Origin of the sequence: Rahnella sp. PAMC25617, from assembly GCF_050606005.1 — a bacterium.
Classification (GTDB): domain Bacteria; phylum Pseudomonadota; class Gammaproteobacteria; order Enterobacterales; family Enterobacteriaceae; genus Rahnella; species Rahnella variigena.
Genome location: NZ_JBOCUM010000013.1, coordinates 24,229 through 41,301, shown reverse-complemented (window position 1 = coordinate 41,301; position 17,073 = coordinate 24,229). Strand labels below are relative to the sequence as shown.

Annotated in this window: 16 protein-coding genes; 2 read left to right on the top strand and 14 right to left on the bottom strand. The window is 53.4% G+C overall.

Annotated elements, in window-relative coordinates:
* Positions 1-16: 16 nt before the first annotated feature.
* From ACM615_RS16360 to arcA, 11 genes are all read right to left on the bottom strand, one after another.
* A complete protein-coding gene (locus ACM615_RS16360) occupies positions 17-811 on the bottom strand; it encodes a transglutaminase family protein (protein ID WP_112288100.1) in 795 nt (264 codons plus the stop codon).
* On the bottom strand, positions 811-1,752 hold the full coding sequence (locus tag ACM615_RS16355) for an alpha-E domain-containing protein (RefSeq protein ID WP_129638103.1): 942 nt from the start codon (positions 1,750-1,752) through the stop codon (positions 811-813). Before ACM615_RS16355 ends, ACM615_RS16360 begins: the two co-directional genes overlap by 1 nt.
* Positions 1,746-3,197, bottom strand: a complete 1,452-nt coding sequence (locus ACM615_RS16350) for a circularly permuted type 2 ATP-grasp protein (RefSeq protein WP_112288102.1) — start codon at positions 3,195-3,197, stop codon at positions 1,746-1,748. The genes ACM615_RS16355 and ACM615_RS16350 overlap by 7 nt, the downstream gene beginning before the upstream one ends.
* Before the next feature lie 208 nt (positions 3,198-3,405).
* Positions 3,406-3,792 carry a 2-iminobutanoate/2-iminopropanoate deaminase gene (gene ridA, locus ACM615_RS16345; protein ID WP_056776488.1) on the bottom strand — a complete coding sequence of 129 codons (387 nt, stop codon included), beginning with the start codon at positions 3,790-3,792 and terminating at the stop codon, positions 3,406-3,408.
* A 55-nt stretch (positions 3,793-3,847) separates the two neighbouring features.
* A complete protein-coding gene (gene pyrI / locus ACM615_RS16340) occupies positions 3,848-4,312 on the bottom strand; it encodes an aspartate carbamoyltransferase regulatory subunit (RefSeq protein ID WP_013577172.1) in 465 nt (154 codons plus the stop codon).
* 18 nt (positions 4,313-4,330) lie between these two features.
* Entirely contained in the window at positions 4,331-5,266 is a 936-nt protein-coding gene (gene pyrB / locus ACM615_RS16335) for an aspartate carbamoyltransferase (RefSeq protein ID WP_112288103.1), read from the bottom strand.
* A 245-nt stretch (positions 5,267-5,511) separates the two neighbouring features.
* Entirely contained in the window at positions 5,512-6,018 is a 507-nt protein-coding gene (locus tag ACM615_RS16330; protein ID WP_113876747.1) for an arginine repressor, read from the bottom strand.
* 62 nt (positions 6,019-6,080) lie between these two features.
* Positions 6,081-7,484: a YfcC family protein gene (locus tag ACM615_RS16325; RefSeq protein ID WP_132966345.1), complete on the bottom strand. Its 1,404-nt coding sequence runs from the start codon at positions 7,482-7,484 to the stop codon at positions 6,081-6,083.
* Between the two features lie 52 nt (positions 7,485-7,536).
* Positions 7,537-8,544 carry an ornithine carbamoyltransferase gene (argF, locus tag ACM615_RS16320; RefSeq protein ID WP_129638106.1) on the bottom strand — a complete coding sequence of 336 codons (1,008 nt, stop codon included), beginning with the start codon at positions 8,542-8,544 and terminating at the stop codon, positions 7,537-7,539.
* Positions 8,545-8,577: 33 nt separating this feature from the next.
* On the bottom strand, positions 8,578-9,489 hold the full coding sequence (arcC, locus tag ACM615_RS16315; RefSeq protein WP_120162129.1) for a carbamate kinase: 912 nt from the start codon (positions 9,487-9,489) through the stop codon (positions 8,578-8,580).
* 22 nt (positions 9,490-9,511) lie between these two features.
* On the bottom strand, positions 9,512-10,732 hold the full coding sequence (gene arcA / locus ACM615_RS16310; RefSeq protein ID WP_112288108.1) for an arginine deiminase: 1,221 nt from the start codon (positions 10,730-10,732) through the stop codon (positions 9,512-9,514).
* Positions 10,733-11,446: 714 nt separating this feature from the next.
* Between arcA and ACM615_RS16305 the strand changes: the two genes are divergently transcribed.
* On the top strand, positions 11,447-11,917 hold the full coding sequence (locus tag ACM615_RS16305) for a YhcH/YjgK/YiaL family protein (RefSeq protein WP_113876795.1): 471 nt from the start codon (positions 11,447-11,449) through the stop codon (positions 11,915-11,917).
* On the opposite strand, the gene ACM615_RS16300 is transcribed toward ACM615_RS16305, so the two are convergent.
* Together ACM615_RS16300 and argF (ACM615_RS16295) are read right to left on the bottom strand one after the other, a co-directional pair.
* On the bottom strand, positions 11,898-13,700 hold the full coding sequence (locus ACM615_RS16300) for a sugar phosphorylase (RefSeq protein WP_113876752.1): 1,803 nt from the start codon (positions 13,698-13,700) through the stop codon (positions 11,898-11,900). The genes ACM615_RS16305 and ACM615_RS16300 overlap by 20 nt on opposite strands.
* 175 nt (positions 13,701-13,875) lie before the next feature.
* Positions 13,876-14,883 carry an ornithine carbamoyltransferase gene (gene argF / locus ACM615_RS16295; protein ID WP_129638110.1) on the bottom strand — a complete coding sequence of 336 codons (1,008 nt, stop codon included), beginning with the start codon at positions 14,881-14,883 and terminating at the stop codon, positions 13,876-13,878.
* Between the two features lie 168 nt (positions 14,884-15,051).
* Between argF (ACM615_RS16295) and rraB the strand changes: the two genes are divergently transcribed.
* Positions 15,052-15,477: a ribonuclease E inhibitor RraB gene (gene rraB / locus ACM615_RS16290; protein WP_112288111.1), complete on the top strand. Its 426-nt coding sequence runs from the start codon at positions 15,052-15,054 to the stop codon at positions 15,475-15,477.
* Positions 15,478-15,594: 117 nt separating this feature from the next.
* Here rraB and ACM615_RS16285 read toward each other — a convergent pair whose 3' ends face one another.
* Positions 15,595-17,028 carry a 6-phospho-beta-glucosidase gene (locus ACM615_RS16285; protein WP_431012191.1) on the bottom strand — a complete coding sequence of 478 codons (1,434 nt, stop codon included), beginning with the start codon at positions 17,026-17,028 and terminating at the stop codon, positions 15,595-15,597.
* Between the last annotated feature and the right edge of the window lie 45 nt (positions 17,029-17,073).

The window sequence follows — 17,073 nt, the reverse complement described above, 5'->3', positions numbered from 1 at the left end:
TCCTCAGGCGTCAGGTTTATTGTGGTACGTCGAGCATGGCAACGGCGGCGACAGTGCGCATGTCTTCGCTTCCTCCACCCAACCGGATACCACGGACCGGGCATGCATCAAGATAATCTATGCCGATAGCCAGTTTCAAATGCTGATTCGGTTTACAGGTGTTATTGGTGACATCAAAGCTCTGCCAGCGGTCATCCAGCCAGGCTTCTGCCCAGGCGTGCATGGCCACGTGTGTCGAATCTTCCGAGTAAAGATAGCCGCTGACGTAGCGCGCCGGAATGCCCAGACTGCGGCAACAGGCGAGGAACACGTGGGTGTGATCCTGACACACGCCGGTTTGTGCCGAAAACGCCTGAGAGGCGCTGTCTTTGACCGTGGTAGTGCCGGGGTTATAGGGCATTTTCAGCAGCAGTTCGCCCATCAGACTGCACAGACTTTCGTGCTGCGCCTGCGGACGGTAATAACGGCTGGCGAAATCGCGGATCGCGCCGTCAGCCAGCGTCAGCGGGCTGGTGCGTAAAAACACCAGCGGTGAAAGATGCCCGCAGTTGTCATCCTCCGTATTGTCTTCAATCTCGACCACGCCGTTGGCGACGATGGTGATCGCCTGATGCGGCTGATCCAGTGTCAGGACATGCAGCACATTGCCGTAGGCATCCAGCGTGCGGGTGGCGTATTCCGGTAACGTCAGATCCCATGACAAAATCTTCTGATGGCTGGAATCCTGCGGCGTAAGGCGCAGATATTGCGTGCTGTGTTTAACCTGCTGCGCATAGCTGTAATGCGTCTGATGCGTGACATTCAGTTTCATTATTGAGCCTCCAGATAGGTTTGATGAATGCTCTCAGCGATGGCATTGGTCTGGTCAAGGAATTGCATTAACCAGGGACTGAGGCCCATCTCAACAATTTCTTCCATTTCGGTGAAACGAAGTTGTGCATGAAGGGTATGAACACGGCGGCGGGGCAGATTACCCGCCGTGCCACCGATTTCCTCCAGCTGTTCGGCCATGATTTCGACACAGGAAAGCAGTGAGCGTGGTAGCTCGCGGCGCAGCACCAGCAGTTCGGCAATGTGCTTCTGGCTGAGTTGTTGCTTGTATAACGTGTGGAACGCTTCGCGGGCGCTGACGGCACGCAGCAACGTGTCCATCCGGTAGTATTCGCGCACCGGATCTTCATCGGCATTCAGCAACTGATTTTTGGCATCAAGCAGGCGCGCGGTGCTGTCTGCGCGTTCCAGCATGGTGCCGAGGCGGATAAAGTTCATCGCATCACTGCGCAGTAAGGTACCGAACATCGCGCCGCGAAACAGATGTGAGCGTTCCTTAACCCAGTCGAAGAAAGAGTCTGCACCGGCAGAACCGACGCCCTGACGGCGGATCAGTTTCATCTCAATCCAGGTGGCATTGATGCTTTCCCAGACTTCAGACGACAGGCTGCCGCGCACGGCATGCGCATTGTTCCAGGCCATTTGCAGGCAACTGAAAATGCTGCTGTGGTTGAAACTGTCCAGTGCGAAAAAGTTGAGCAGATTGCTCATCGTCTCCTGCGGATAATGTTCACTGAATAACGTGCGCGTGCCGGTCATGGTGAGCGGCACCAGCAGATCATTGTTTTCATCGCGGGCGTTGACGTCACGGATCGACATCATCGACAGCTTATTGGTCACGTCCAGCAGGCGTGCGATATTTTCGGCGCGTTCCAGATAACGCGCCATCCAGTACAGTTCGCTGGCTGTTCTGCTTAGCATGCGTCATCCTCCGTTGGATTTTCTTCCAGCACCCAGGTGTCTTTGGTGCCGCCGCCCTGAGACGAATTCACTACCAGCGAACCTTCTGCCAGCGCCACGCGGGTTAAGCCGCCCGGTACCAGACGGATTTCCGCGCCGGTCAGGGCAAAAGGCCGCAGGTCGATATGTCGCGGTGCCAGTCCATTGCCGACAAACGTCGGGCAGGTGGAAAGCGCCAGTGTTTCCTGGGCGATGTAGTTTTCCGGGCGGGTACGCAGTAAATCGCGGAAGCGTTCAATTTCCGCCTTGCTGGCGGTCGGGCCAATCAGCATGCCGTAACCGCCTGCGCCATGAACCTCCTTCACCACCATTTTTTCCAGATTCGCCAGCACGAAAGACAGATCGCTTTCCTTGCGGCATTGCCAGGTCGGCACGTTATTGAGGATCGGATCTTCCGCGAGATAGTAGCGGATCATCTCCGGCACATACGGGTAGATCGATTTGTCATCCGCTACGCCGGTGCCGATCGCATTCGCCAGCACCACGCCACCGGATCGATAAACTGAAAGCAGGCCGGGAACGCCGAGCATGGAATCGGCGCGGAAGGCCAGCGGATCGAGGAACGCATCGTCGATACGCCGGTAAATCACGTCAATTTTGCAGGGGCCGGCGGTGGTGCGCATAAACACCGCGCCGTCTTTGACGAACAAATCGACGCTTTCCACCAGTTCAACGCCCATTTGCTGGGCGAGGAAACTGTGCTCGAAATAGGCGCTGTTAAAGCGGCCCGGCGTCAGTACCACAACGGTCGGATCGTTGACAGGCGTGCTTTCGCGCAGGGTTTGCAGTAAGTGGGATGGGTAGCGGGACACCGGCGCGATACGCTGTTCGGCAAACAGTTCGGGGTATAACCGCATCATCATCTTGCGGTTTTCCATCATGTACGACACGCCGGACGGTGTACGCAGGTTGTCCTCCAGCACGTAATATTCGCCATCACCGCCGCGCACCATGTCGGTTCCGGCAATGTGGGCGTAGGTATCGCGATGAAGATCAATGCCCTGCATGCACGGCTGATACTGATCGTTGGCCAGCACCTGTTCCGCCGGGACGATCCCCGCTTTGAGGATCTTCTGGTCGTGGTAAATATCGTGCAGAAAAGCATTCAGCGCCTGAACCCGCTGGCAGATCCCGCGATCGAGCATTTGCCATTCGCTGGCCGGAATAATGCGCGGCACGCTGTCGAATGGGATCAGCCGTTCCGCACCATCATCTTCGCCGTAAACGTTAAAGGTAATTCCCACCCGATGGAATAACAGCGCAGCTTCCTCTTTTTTGCGCTGGACTGCCTGTTGATCAGCTTGCTGCAACCACTGCCAGTAGGCCTGATAATGGCTGCGATGTTTGCCATCCGCCATTAACATCTCATCAAAAAAGGGTGAATCGGAAAGGTCAATCTTGATCATCATCACCTCACAAACTGGACAGGCTGCAATTGAATCGTTCAATAACAATGAAGATCAGGCATAAAGTGTGCCAGCGTGCAAAACGGGCTGAAAATCGGGGAAAAACAGACGGGACTGCTTAATTATAGAGCGTGAAAGGGTTTCCTTGCCTGAAAATGGGGCAAAAAAAACCAGCCCGCAGGCTGGTCTGGTGCATGGCTGGCGCGAATTAACGGCGGACGGCGATGGCTTCGATTTCGATTTTTACGTCTTTTGGCAGACGGGCAACTTCAACGCAAGAACGCGCCGGGAACGGAGCGTTGTGTTCAGTGAAGAACGCTTCGTACGTGGCGTTAACGGTGGCGAAGTCATTCAGATCTTTCACGAAAACGGTGGTTTTCACGATGTCTGAAACTTTCAGGCCAGCGGCTTCAACGATCGCCTGCACGTTTTCCAGTGACTGACGTGCCTGCGCAGCGATGTCGTCGGCGACCGCGCCGGTTTTAGGATCCACAGGGATCTGGCCGGAAGTGATGATCATGCTGCCCAGATCCACGCCCTGAACGTAAGGACCGATAGCGGCAGGGGCGTTTTCAGTGCTGATTTCGCGGGACATAATGTCTCCTGATTTGAGTTAAAGTGAATAAAAAATTATCCCTCAGTATAAAGGGTTAATCATTGTTCAGCACCACCTGATGCTCAAACTCTTTCTCGCAGTATTTGCATTTCAGGTGCACGCCGTCCGCACGCTGCTTGACTGCAAAGCTGGAATCCACCGGTTCAAAACGGCTGATGCAATTGCCGTTCGGGCAGCGCAGCACGCCGACAATACGGTCCGGCAGCGTCGGCATCAGCTTCTTCACCACGTCGTAATTGTCGATGCGGTTCACCGTCGCACGCGGGGCATATACCGCCAGCTGATTGACCTGTTCGTCGGTCAGGAAGGTGTTTTCGATTTTGATAATGTCTTTGCGGCCAAGTTCGCCGGACGGCAGGTTCAGGCCGACGGTCACACGTTGTTCAGTCTGGGTGAACTTGAACAGAGACAGCAATTTAAACCCGACCTGTGCCGGAATATGGTCGATAACGGTACCGCATTTGATCGCTTCAACCTGAAGTTTATTGTCGTGCGTCATAAAGTTTTCTCCTCAAGTTTACTGTGCAGTGTCTGCGTTCAGAACCAGCGCCAGTAAAGCCTGACGCGCAAAAATCCCGTTTCCGGCCTGCTGGAAATACCAGGCGTATGGCGTCTTATCCACATCCGGCGTGATTTCATCGATACGCGGCAGCGGATGCAGCACTTTCAGGTGCGGTTGGGCATTCGTCAGGTCGGCGGCGCGCAGCACAAACTGGGCTTTCACGTTGGCATATTCCGACGGATCCAGACGCTCTTTCTGTACGCGGGTCATGTACAGGATGTCGATTTCAGAAACCACTTCATCAATGCTGCTGTGCAGGCTGTATTCGATGCCTTTCTCTTCCAGCAGGCTCAGGATATAGCCCGGCATTGCCAGCGCATCCGGGGCGATAAAGTAGAAGCGGTTACCGTTAAATTTCGCCAGCGCCTGCGCCAGGGAATGTACCGTGCGGCCATATTTCAGGTCACCGACCATGGCGATTTTGATGTTGTCGAGACGCCCCTGCGTTTCCTGAATGGTGAACAAATCCAGCAGGGTTTGGGTCGGATGCTGGTTCGCGCCGTCACCGGCGTTGAGCACCGGAATACCGCCGGAGAATTCGGTTGCCAGACGTGCCGCGCCTTCCTGCGGGTGACGCATCACAATCGCATCGACATACGTGCTGATGACCGAAATGGTGTCGGCCAGCGTCTCGCCTTTTTTACCCAGCGACGTGTTGCTGCTGTCGGAGAAACCGACCACCGAGGCACCCAGACGATGCATTGAGGTTTCAAACGACAAGCGGGTGCGGGTTGAGGCTTCGAAGAAACAACTGGCGATCACTTTGTGTTTCAGCAATTCAGGCTGCGGGTTGGCTTTCAGGCTGGCAGCGGTATCGAGAACCAGCTCCAGCTCTTCGCGACTGAGATCGTTGATCGAAATGATGTCTTTCTGATACAGCGGATTGGCCATAGTCATTCTCCTGTTCTTTACGCGTAAAAAGTGGGGCACTCAAATTCCGGACAAAAAAAAGCCCCTCAATGAGGGGCTTTCAATAAAACGGTAATACCACGGAAGAACAACGGCAGCGGGCTGCCTGATGGCACGGCGTTTGGTCGATCATCTGAGCACAAAACGTGGCGATTGTTCATGGGTTCTCCCGGCAAATTGTGGCGCATTATAGGCGGCTCACTGACGGCGTCAAGCGGAAAAATGGCCTAGGGCAATCGGTTGCTGCTGTGGTTTTCCTTTATCGCCAGTATCCGCCTGATTGTCCTGCAAACTCTGTCCAGCGCTGTCGTTTCCCGTGGTGCTACCAGCACGGAAGTGCTCGACGCGATCACCCCGAGCACCTCCGGCAAACGGTGCTGATCGATAATCCGTCCCACGGCGCGGCCATAACCCGACATGACATGGACCACCACAAACTGAGGGTTGTGATCCACATCGGTGACCATTTCACTTACTGACCTCAGGGCATCAGGAACAAGCTGAGACTGCTCATTCAGGGCATAAATCTTTTTGCCTTTGGCATTCTGCACCTTCATCACACCCAGCGTTTTCAGTAATTGTGAAATGGTGGACTGGCCGATATTCCGGTATCCCGCCCGCTGGAATTCCTGCCGCAATTCTTCCTGTGATGAAAAACTCCGGCTGGCAATCAGCTGATGGCAGAGGATCAGTTGCTGGTGTTCTTTTTCAAGTGCAGACAACGTTCTTTTCATGGTTATATTCCTGGTAAATAAAAGGACGTCAACATGGCAAAAAAATCATTTTCTACAAAGACTTAAATCAAAGAACCGAGACTTAACGCTAACATCAGTAATACCAGTAATATCCCCAGTAAAGGTGCGACCCATTTCAGCCAGCGGACATAAGGCACCCGCGCGATGGCCAGACCGCCCATCACCACGGCGGAAGTCGGTGTGACCAGATTGACCAGGCCGGAGGCGGACTGATACGCAGTGACCACCAGTTCACGGCCGATATGCGCGAAATCGGCCAGCGGCGCCATAATCGGCATGGTCATCACCGCCAGACCGGAAGAAGAGGGCACCAGAAAAGACAGCACCACTTCGAGCAGGAACATGACGTTGATGAAGATCACGTTGGATAATCCGGAAACGATGCCTTCGGCGCTGTGCAAAATAGTGTGGGTAATCATGCCGTTGTCCATGATCACCACAATGCCACGGGCAATACCGATGATCAGCGCCACGCCGAGCAGGTCGCGTGCGCCATCGATAAAGGTGGAAGTCAGCTCCTCTTCACTCATCCGCGCAACCAGCCCCACCAGGATCGCCGCAGCCAGGAAAACGCCGGAGATTTCCCCCATCCACCAGCCTTGTACCGATACGCCATAAATCATCACCACAAAAGCCAGTGCGAAGATCAGCAGGATGATTTTGCGCACGCCGGTAAAGGGCAGCAGTTCATCACTGCGGTTACCGAGAAAGTGGGCGCGGTTGCTTTCCTGCTGATCCGCCACGATGGAGAGTGAGGGATCGCGGCGCACTTTACGGGCATAGCGCATTACCCAGATCACGCAGATCAGCCAGCCGACGATCAGGATCGCCACGCGCAGGCCGATCCCGCTGGTGAATGGGATCCCGGCGGCGTTGGCGGCAATCACCGTCGCGAAAGGATTGATCGTCGAACCGAGCGTGCCGATGCCTGCACCGAGCAGCACGGTAGCCGCAGCCACCAGCGGATCGAAACGTGCCGCCATCATCACCGGCACCAGCAGGGTATAAAACGGCAATGACTCTTCGGCCATGCCGTAAATGGTGCCACCGGCGGCAAACAGCGCCATCAGAATGGGGATCATCCACTCTTCTTTGCCCTTCAGCCGGACGGTAACCCGCTCTATTCCGGCGTCGATGGCTCCGGTTTTGGTCACGATGCCCAGAAAACCGCCGATGATCAGAATAAATAAGGCGACATCAATCGCGCCGGCCTGACCGGTGGTGTGGTTGTACAGGCCATCAATGGGCGCGAGGAAAATATCCACCAGCCCCTGCGGATTGCCGGTCACGGCGTGATAGGTGCCTGAGACGGGGACTTCTTTACCCAGTCCGGCATTCATCGCCATGTCGTACTGACCGGCGGGGATAATCCAGCTCAGGCCTGCAACCAGCGCGATAAGCACAAATAAAATGGTGTAGGCAGAAGGGAATTTGAATGTACGCATAAACGTAATCCTTAAAAAAGGCGTGAAGGCAAAACGCCTTCACGCAAGGGGCTTAGTCGTCGCCAAGCGTGGCGACCATGACCGCTTTTATGGTGTGCATACGGTTTTCGGCTTCATCAAAAACGATGGAATGCGGGGACTCAAAAACGTCATCCGTCACTTCCAGCCCTTTCATGCCGTAAGCGATTTCCAGCTCCTTTCCGAGCGTGGTTTCTTCGTTATGGAAAGCGGGCAGGCAGTGCATAAATTTGACGTCAGGATTGCCGGTGGCGTTAAGCACCGCGGCGTTAACCTGATACGGGGTCATCAGGCTGATACGTTCTGCCCAGGCGGTTTTGGCTTCGCCCATCGACACCCAGACATCGGTGTAAAGAAAATCGACGCCCTGTACACCTTCATCAACGTGTTCAGTCAGCAGGATCCTTGCGCCGGTAGTGCGGGCAATATCGCGGCAGACAGCGACCAGCGTCTCTTCCGGCCAGAAGGATTTTGGCGCGACCAGACGGATGTCCATCCCCATTTTCGCCGCGCCGACCATCAGGGAATTGCCCATATTGTTTCGGGCATCGCCCAGATAAGCGAAGCTGATCTGACTGAGTTCTTTGCCCGGCGAGTGTTCAAGCATGGTCATCAGGTCGGCCAGGATTTGGGTCGGATGAAACTCGTCGGTCAGCCCGTTCCATACCGGTACGCCGGAGAATTCCGCCAGCTCTTCCACAATCTTCTGCGCAAAACCCCGGTATTCGATGCCGTCGTACATTCTGCCCAGCACACGGGCGGTATCTTTCATCGACTCCTTGTGTCCGATCTGGCTGCCGCCAGGGCCGAGATAGGTCACGTGTGCGCCCTGATCAAACGCGGCGACTTCAAACGCACAGCGGGTGCGGGTGGAGGTTTTCTCAAAAATCAGCGCAATATTTTTCCCGCGCAGGCAAGGGCGTTCATGACCCGATTTCTTATCGTCTTTCAGCGCCAGCGCCAGGGTGATCAGTTGCTGAATTTCTTCCGGCGTGAAATCAAGAAGCTTAAGGAAATGACGGTTTTTCAATGTAGTAGTCATAAAATTATCCTGAAATAATGAAGTGGGGACGGGTTATTCCGCGCGGATACAGGTGCCTTTGAGACCGGCCAGAATGGCTTCGCCATCTTCCAGTGCGCCGATCCCCGCCAGCCCGTGACAGGCATCGACAAACTGGCAGGCGGCATTGACTTTCGGCCCCATGGATCCGGCATCGAAGGTCATGGCGGCGAGATCCCGCGGCGTGATGTGATGCAGCGGACGCTGCTCCGGCGTGCCCCAGCCGAGGTACACCGCATCGGCATCGGTCAGGATCAACAGCGCGTCGGCCTGTAACTGACGCGCCAGCAGCGCCGCCGAGAGGTCTTTGTCGATGACGGCTTCCACGCCTTTCAGCCCGTCATTGGTCTGATGAACCGGCACGCCGCCGCCGCCATTGCAGATGACCAGATAGTGCTGATCCAGCAAGGCACGAATGGCATCAATCTCGAGGATGCGCTGTGGTTGGGGTGACGCGACCACGCGGCGAAAATGCTGTCCGTCGGCTTTCATCGCCCAGCCTTTTTCGGCAGCCAGATTTTCCGATTGCGCCTGCGTATAAACCGGGCCGATGTATTTCGTCGGGTTATCAAAGGCCGGATCGAGCAGGCTGACTTCCACCTGCGTCAGCAGGGTGCAGACGCGACTTTCCGGCAGACAATTTTTCAGCGCCTGTTGCAGCAGATAGCCGATCATCCCCTGAGTTTGTGCTACCAGAATATCGAGCGGGTAGGGCGCGACTGCCGGATAGGCGCTGTTTTGCAGCGCCAGCAATCCGACCTGCGGGCCGTTGCCGTGTACCAGCACCACCCGCCATTTCTGGCATAGCGCAGCCAGCGTTTTTGCCGCCACACAGATGTTTTTGCGTTGCAGTTCGGCCTCGAGCGGCTCGCCACGGCGCAGTAATGCGTTGCCGCCCAGAGCGACAACCAGAACAGGTTTGTTCATGAGATTTCCCCGGAGTCAGTGATCAGATGTCGTCGCGTTCAAGCGGGCAGCTCATGCAGCGCGCGCCGCCGCGGCCTCTTCCCAGTTCATCGCCCGGAATGGGGAGAACGGTGATCCCGGCTTTATCGTATTTTTCGTTAGTCCAGGTGTTGCGCTCGTAGCCGATCACCACGCCGGGGCGCACGGTCAGGACGTTATTGGCATCGTTCCATTGTTCGCGTTCGGCCTCGAAACTGTCGCCGCCGGTGGTGATGAGTTTGATGTCATCAATGCCCAGCGCTTTACCGATTGCCCGCACGAACTGCGGTTCTTCGGTGCGGCGCAGGCCGCCGTGGCCGTCGTCGGTCAGCGTCCAGCACTGGGTGGTGTCGCGCACGACTTCCGGGTAAACGGAGAAGGTGTCGAAGTCGATATGGGTCATGACGGTATCGAGGTGCATGCAGGAGCGATGTTTGGGTAATTCCAGTGCAATCACTTTGGTGGCTTGCTGATGTTTGAACAGCGAACGGGCGAGGAACTCCACACCCTGCGGCGTCGTACGTTCGGATAAGCCAATTAATACCGCGCCACGACCAATGACTAATACGTCACCGCCTTCCAGTGTCGCGTGGTCATAATTAAATTCATCATCGCCAAAGTAAGTAATAAATTCGTTATCGGCAAAGTGAGGATGCCAGCGATATATGGCTCGCAGATTATTGGTTTCCCGTTTACGCGCCTCTTTTGCCATCGGATTCACCGATACGCCGTTATATATCCAGCAGGAAGTGTCGCGGGTAAATAAATGATTGGGTAATGGCTTAATCACAAAGTCATTTAACTGATGTGTATCCGTGACCATATTATGAAAAGTATCGGGGATTTCGCTGTAAGTTAATCCGCCGCTCATAAACCGGGCCGTTTGCCGGTGGGGTAAATCTGCCAGCCAGCCGCGGATTTCTTCGGCAAATTGTGGCCCCAGCCGGTAATCCGAGATTTGCCGGCTGAGCAGCCAGTCTTTGGCCTCGCGGTTGTCGAGGGTTTCAGTCAGCAGGTCAGTCAGCAATAAAACTTCCACGCCTTGCTGGCGCAGGGTCTGGCTGAAAATGTCATGTTCTTTCCCGGCCCGCTCAACAGACAACACATCATCGAATAATAATTCCTGACAGTTGGAGGGGGTCAGTCGCTGCAAACTTAAATTTGGCCGGTGAAGCATCACGCTGCGAAGTTGGCCTATTTCGGATCCTACATAATGCCGTTTCATATTTATCCCTTTTAGAAGACGAAATAATGTTCCGGTCAATTTCAGCTAAATTTCAGCTGAATTTCAGATAAAGAAATCCCGTGGAGAATAAAACGCGTTATTCAGCCTGGAAGGAAGTGCGCCCGGAACGGAGTGAATAATATTCCGCGCAGACATTTAATATGTGACTTCGATCGCATCAGAATAAACCGATGGTGATGGTTACCTGTTGATTGATAAACATCATTGTTTTATTTATTAGCATATTCAGTAAAGTGAATAATCACCGGAATATGAGGGTAATTATTCCTTCTGACAGTGCGTGACCGTATGAGATAATATTTATTCAATCCTAATTCGCTAAAAAATAAGGGATTTATTCTGAATTTGCATAGAATAGCTTTTTTTGTGATTAAAGATTTATAACTTCTCAAAAATCCTAAATAACTATTATCTGTTTTTGCTGCTTTGGATTTAATTAAATATGTGACCGGCGGGTGAGTTTTTAGAAATAGTTCGTAAGACCAACAGGATGAAAGCGGCATACTGAATATGTTCTCAGGGTTTATGCAATCTGACTGCATAACCATTGTTTCCCGGCTGCGGGTGACGTTCAGCCGCAAAAATATTTCCCATGAAGTTAAAATCTTGATCCCGCTCTGGCAACCGGACAGCAAACAGGATTAGTATTTATGAAACGCTGTTTCACTCATGCATTACAAACCCGAGGTTATGATGATCACAGGAAACATCCACGCGCTGCATCTCGTTCCTTATCTGCCCGCTGAATTGCGCGAGGCCATTGAATACGTTAAGCAACACATCACGGCGGACACGCCGCTGGGCAAACACGATATCCGTGGCGACGATGTGTTTGTGCTGATTTCCAATGATTCAACCGCGCCACAGGCCGACCGCCGTGCCGAATTCCACGCCCGTAATCTGGATATCCAGATTGTGCTGAACGGCACCGAAGGCATGACATTCAGTAACTTACCGGCAGGTTATGTGGATACTGACTGGCTGGAAGATAAAGACATCGCGTTTCTGGCCGCCGGTGAGCAGGAAAAAACCATGATCATGCAGACCGGCGATTTTGTGGTGTTCTATCCGGGTGAAGTGCATAAACCGCTGTGCGCGGTGGGCGAACCGGCCCATGTGCGTAAAGCGGTGGTTAAGATGAACGTCAGCGCATTGTCCGCTTAATGCTTATCGTGTAGCGCTTCGTGCGTTTGATCAGCTTCATCCGCCAGCGGCGCAGTCTGCCGAGGCGTTCCGGGGCTTTAAGTTTGTGTTTGATCCACACTACCTGCCACGGCTGGAGTCGCATCTGGCCGTTAAACGCTTCCCCGCTAATCAGATCTTTCCCTTCCACTGCCAGTTTTAATACCTGCGAATGATCGCTGATATTGAATACGCAGCTGATCCGATCCTCAGTTTTGGGATCATAACGTTCCATCGCAAACAGCGATTTACCCAGATCAAACACCCGTTGCCCCGCCTGGGGCGAAAATGCCGGATGTTCGCGGCGGTGCTTAATCAGTGCCTGTAAACCGTAAAATACGCGGGCGCTCAGACTGTCCTTTTTCTCCAGTTCTGCCTCAACTTTTACCAGCTCCAGCTTTTTACGGTTGATACGGCGGTTGATCCCGGACTGATGCATACCGTCAAGATCGTTCTCGCTGCCCAGCAGGCTATGGATATAAATCGCCGGTACGCCGATAAACGACAGCAACAGCGCCTGTGCCGCGAGAAATTTGCGCGCTTTCAGTCCGGTATCGTCATCCGGTTCGGTCAGCGCGCTGAGGTAATTAATGTTCAGTTCATAAGGCGAATGCGTGCCATCGCCGTTGTCTTTATAAGAGACGCGGCCTTCTTTACGCAGGGTTTCCTGCGCCATGTATTTGCGTTCGTCATCGCTGAGGAAGGTTTCTGTCGGACGCAGACCGATGCCGTCGTGACTGGCTAAAAAGTTGAAATAGGTGGTGTCAGGGTAACGTGCTTCGGCATTCAGGCTTTGCGCCCACTGGGTGAGCGTGGTGGTGTCCTGTCGTAGAAAGGCGTGCAGCGTGAGCGGCGGCAGCGGGAACTGATACACCATGTGTGCCTCATCGCCTTCTCCGAAATAACTGATATTTTCGTGATGCGGCACGTTGGTTTCGGTGATGATCCGCGTGCCGGGGATCACTTCATCAAGGATGGTCCGCCAGACTTTGATGATGTTATGCGCCTGCGGCATGTGAATGCAGCGCGTCCCGGCCTCCTTCCAGATATACCCAATCGCATCGAGGCGGATCGACTGCCCGCCACTGGCGGCGTACTGCAACAGCACATCAATACTTTCCAGCAAAACCTGCGGGTTTTTGAAATTGATATCCACCTGATCTTCACTGAACGTGGTCCACAGGTATAACTCATTGCCGTCGGCTTTGATAAACGGCGTCAGCAGCGGCGAGGCGCGGGGGCGCACAACGCGGCTATAATCCAGCTCAGGATTCGAGGCAATAAAGTAATCTTTGTAATAAGGATCGTCATGCAGATAGCCTTTCATCCATTCGCTTGAGCGGGAGATATGGTTGATCACGCAGTCAAACATCAGGTTGAAATTAGCGGAAAGGTGATGAATATCCGACCATCCGCCGAGATGTTCGTCGATACGCCGGTAGTCGATGACGCTGAAGCCGTCGTCGGAGCTGTACGGATACATCGGCAGAATATGGATGTCGCTTATAATCTCGCGCAGATAGGTATTGGCGAAGTGATTCAGCGTCGCCAGCGGCGGTTGTTCGCCGTGACGAATATTGTCGCCATAAGTAATCAGATAAATGTTGGTGCCATCCACCCAATCGGTGGTGCGGTGCTTGCCGTAATTCCATTTGTCGGCGAGATGCAGGATTTTTTTCAGCAGGTCGGCGATGTGTTCCCTGGGGTAAATCCTGCTTAACAGGCTTTCCAGCCGCAGGACATACTCAAGATTAACTGAGCTCATATCGGTTCCTTCTTACTGCGTTTCTGTTTTTCTATTGAACAGGTTAAAACCAAAGCGCTTTAAAAAGGGTAGTTGAAATTGAGGTCTTCTGACGGGAACGGGCGGGATAAAGTGCAAAACGTTGTAAATATTGCGACGTGCAGAAAGTTCATCCTTACTGCACGTCGGGGATAAATCAGGCGTTGCTGAGCGTAGCGACCATCACCGCTTTGATGGTGTGCAGACGGTTTTCCGCCTGATCAAACACCACGCTGTGGCTGGACTCAAAGACGTCATCCGTGACTTCCATGCCGCCTTGCAGGCCGTATTCTTCCGCCATTTGCTTGCCGAGCGTGGTCTGGTCGTCATGGAATGCAGGCAGACAATGCAGGAATTTCACCTGCGGATTACCGGTCAGCGCCAGCATCGCGCTGTTGACCTGATAAGCGCGCAGCAAATTAATACGCTCTTTCCAGACTTCTTTCGGCTCGCCCATGGAAACCCACACGTCGGTATACAGGAAATCAGCGTCTTTCACGCCAGCCGCAATATCTTCGGTCAGGGTGATATTGCCGCCATTTTCTTGTGCCAGATGCGTGCAGGTGGCGACCAGTTCAGCTTCCGGCCAGCAGGCTGAAGGCGCGACCAGACGCAAATCCAGACCGCATAACGCGGCGGCTTCCAGCAGTGAATTGCCCATATTGTTACGGGTGTCGCCCAGATACGCCAGACGCATACCTTGCAGCGGCTGGCCCGGTAAATGCTCCTGCATGGTCAGCAGATCAGCCAGCAACTGGGTGGGATGGAATTCGTTGGTTAAGCCATTCCAGACCGGTACACCGGCGTATTGCGCCAGAATTTCGACTTTATCCTGACCGAAACCGCGATACTGAATACCGTCATACATGCGGCCGAGGACGCGGGCGGTATCTTTCATCGATTCTTTATGGCCGATCTGGCTGCCACTAGGGCCGAGATAGGTGACTTTCGCCCCCTGATCATAAGCGGCAACTTCGAAAGAGCATCGGGTGCGGGTTGAGTCTTTTTCGAAGATGAGCGCGATGTTTTTGCCTTGCAGACTGGCTTTTTCGGTGCCGTTCTTTTTAGCGGCTTTTAATTCTGCGGAGAGTTTCAGCAGTGACGAAATCTCTGACGGGGTAAAATCCAGTAACCTGAGAAAATGACGTTTACTCAACAAACTCATGATGTCGCTCCATAGCGCGTAAGCATTTCGGATTGAATTAAAATTCAATTTAACTGGATGAATATGCAATTACAACCCCGCCGAGAAAACTTTCTCTTTAATAGTGGAGACGCGCCCTGCGGTGTGTGAAAATAGCGTACAAACGTCACATTGATTGAGGACAGAGATATGGCAAACCGTGAATTGCTGGAAGAACAACGTGAAGAGACTCGCTTAATCATCGAAGAACTGCTGGATGATGGCAGTGATCCTGACGCGCTTTACACTATCGAACACCACTTATCTTCAGAAAAGTTTGAAGTTCTGGAGAAAGCAGCAGTCGAAGCTTTCAAGCTGGGTTACGAAGTGACTGACCCTGAAGAACTGGAAGTAGAAGACGGTTCTGTTGTGATGTGCTGTGACGTGATCAGCGAAATCGCGCTGAAAGCGGAACTGATCGACGCTCAGGTTGAACAGCTGATGAACCTGGCTGAAGCCAACGGCGTTAACTACGACGGCTGGGGCACTTACTTCGAAGGCGATGACGACGAAGAAGGTGAAGAAGGCGAAGACGAAGATTTCGTTGATGAAGATGATGACGGGAAACGTCATTAATCTGGCTCCCTCCCCTGCGAAGGGGAGGGCTGGGGTGGGGTATTGATGATAACTCTACATTTGATGTTGTCAGCTAAACCCCCTCCCGACCTCCCCCTTCGCAGGGGGAGGAGTTAATTAAAGCACTTCCCCGCTGCTCTCAATCACTTTCTGATACCAGCCGAAGCTCTCTTTTTTCGAGCGAGCCATGGTGCCGGTGCCATCGTCATTTTTATCCACGTGGATAAAGCCATAGCGTTTGCTGTACTGACCGGTGGTAAACGACACGCAGTCGATGCAGCCCCACGGCGTATAACCCATCAGATCCACACCATCTTCCAGCACGGCTTTTTTCATCTGCTCGATATGTGCTTTCAGATAAGCGATACGGTAATCGTCGTGAATGACGCCGTCATCACCCGCTTTGTCGATAGCACCAAAGCCATTCTCGACAATAAACAGCGGCTTCTGATAACGCTCGTACAAGATATTCAGGGTGTAACGCAGTCCGACCGGATCAATCTGCCAGCCCCAGTCAGACGCTTTCACATGCGGATTTGGCACGCTGCCCGCAAAGCCTGACAAGCCATTATCATCACTCGGATTGTGCGCTGAAATCGCGTTGCTCATGTAATAGCTCAGGCCGATGTAATCCGCGCAGCCGTCGCGCAGCGCCTGCAAATCGCCGTCTTCCATTTTGATGTTGAAGCCACGGCGTTCCCACTCTTTCAGGGCATACGCCGGGTAATAACCGCGCATATGGACATCGCTGAACAGGAAGCGTTCGTGCATCGCCTCAACGGAATACATCACGTCGTCCGGATGGCAGGAGAACGGATACAGCGGCACCATGGCGATCATGCAGCCAATCTGGAAATCAGGGTTGATTTCATGACCGAGCCTGACCACTTGGGCGCTGGCCACGAACTGATGATGCAGCACCTGATACATCGTTTCTTCCGGATTTTCCTCCCCGGTAAATACCACACCGGAGCAGCAATAACCGAACAACGGATATTTCCAGTTACGCTGGTTATTGATCTCGTTGAAGGTCATCCAGTATTTCACTTTGCCTTTGTAGCGTTCCATTACCACCTGGCTGAAACGCACAAAGAAATCCACTACCTGGCGGTTTTTCCAGCCACCGTATTCCTTCACCAGATGCCACGGCATTTCGAAGTGGGAAAGGGTGATCACCGGCTCGATATTGTGTTTGAGCAGTTCATCAAACATGTCGTCATAGAATTGCAGACCGGCTTCATTTGGCTGTAATTCGTCACCGTTCGGGAAGATGCGCGTCCAGGCAATCGAGGTACGGAAACATTTGAAGCCCATTTCTGCGAACAGAGCGATGTCTTCTTTGTAATGCGAGTAAAAATCGACAGCTTCATGATTCGGATAGCTGTAGCCGTCAAGCACGCCGTCGGTCATTACACGGTCAACACCGTGCGCGCCGCCGGAAAGGACGTCACAGATGCTGATGCCTTTGCCGCCTTTGTTCCAGCCGCCTTCCACCTGATGTGCTGCGACTGCGCCGCCCCATAAGAAATCTTTCGGTAACTGATGACTCATTTGATTCTCCCTGGATACTTATTGAGGGCAGATTGCTTCTGCCCT

Excerpts from the sequence above, each read along its gene's own strand:
- ACM615_RS16355 (WP_129638103.1), bottom strand. The coding sequence starts at position 1,752 with ATGCTAAGCAGAACAGCCAGCGAACTGTACTGGATGGCGCGTTATCTG.
- ACM615_RS16285 (WP_431012191.1), bottom strand. The coding sequence starts at position 17,028 with ATGAGTCATCAGTTACCGAAAGATTTCTTATGGGGCGGCGCAGTCGCA.
- pyrI (WP_013577172.1), bottom strand. The coding sequence starts at position 4,312 with ATGACGCACGACAATAAACTTCAGGTTGAAGCGATCAAATGCGGTACC.
- arcA (WP_112288108.1), bottom strand. The coding sequence starts at position 10,732 with ATGAAACGGCATTATGTAGGATCCGAAATAGGCCAACTTCGCAGCGTG.
- ACM615_RS16305 (WP_113876795.1), top strand. The coding sequence starts at position 11,447 with ATGATCACAGGAAACATCCACGCGCTGCATCTCGTTCCTTATCTGCCC.
- ACM615_RS16325 (WP_132966345.1), bottom strand. The coding sequence starts at position 7,484 with ATGCGTACATTCAAATTCCCTTCTGCCTACACCATTTTATTTGTGCTT.
- rraB (WP_112288111.1), top strand. The coding sequence starts at position 15,052 with ATGGCAAACCGTGAATTGCTGGAAGAACAACGTGAAGAGACTCGCTTA.
- ACM615_RS16300 (WP_113876752.1), bottom strand. The coding sequence starts at position 13,700 with ATGAGCTCAGTTAATCTTGAGTATGTCCTGCGGCTGGAAAGCCTGTTA.
- ACM615_RS16330 (WP_113876747.1), bottom strand. The coding sequence starts at position 6,018 with ATGAAAAGAACGTTGTCTGCACTTGAAAAAGAACACCAGCAACTGATC.
- pyrB (WP_112288103.1), bottom strand. The coding sequence starts at position 5,266 with ATGGCCAATCCGCTGTATCAGAAAGACATCATTTCGATCAACGATCTC.
- ACM615_RS16350 (WP_112288102.1), bottom strand. The coding sequence starts at position 3,197 with ATGATCAAGATTGACCTTTCCGATTCACCCTTTTTTGATGAGATGTTA.
- arcC (WP_120162129.1), bottom strand. The coding sequence starts at position 9,489 with ATGAACAAACCTGTTCTGGTTGTCGCTCTGGGCGGCAACGCATTACTG.
- argF (WP_129638106.1), bottom strand. The coding sequence starts at position 8,544 with ATGACTACTACATTGAAAAACCGTCATTTCCTTAAGCTTCTTGATTTC.
- ACM615_RS16360 (WP_112288100.1), bottom strand. The coding sequence starts at position 811 with ATGAAACTGAATGTCACGCATCAGACGCATTACAGCTATGCGCAGCAG.
- argF (WP_129638110.1), bottom strand. The coding sequence starts at position 14,883 with ATGAGTTTGTTGAGTAAACGTCATTTTCTCAGGTTACTGGATTTTACC.
- ridA (WP_056776488.1), bottom strand. The coding sequence starts at position 3,792 with ATGTCCCGCGAAATCAGCACTGAAAACGCCCCTGCCGCTATCGGTCCT.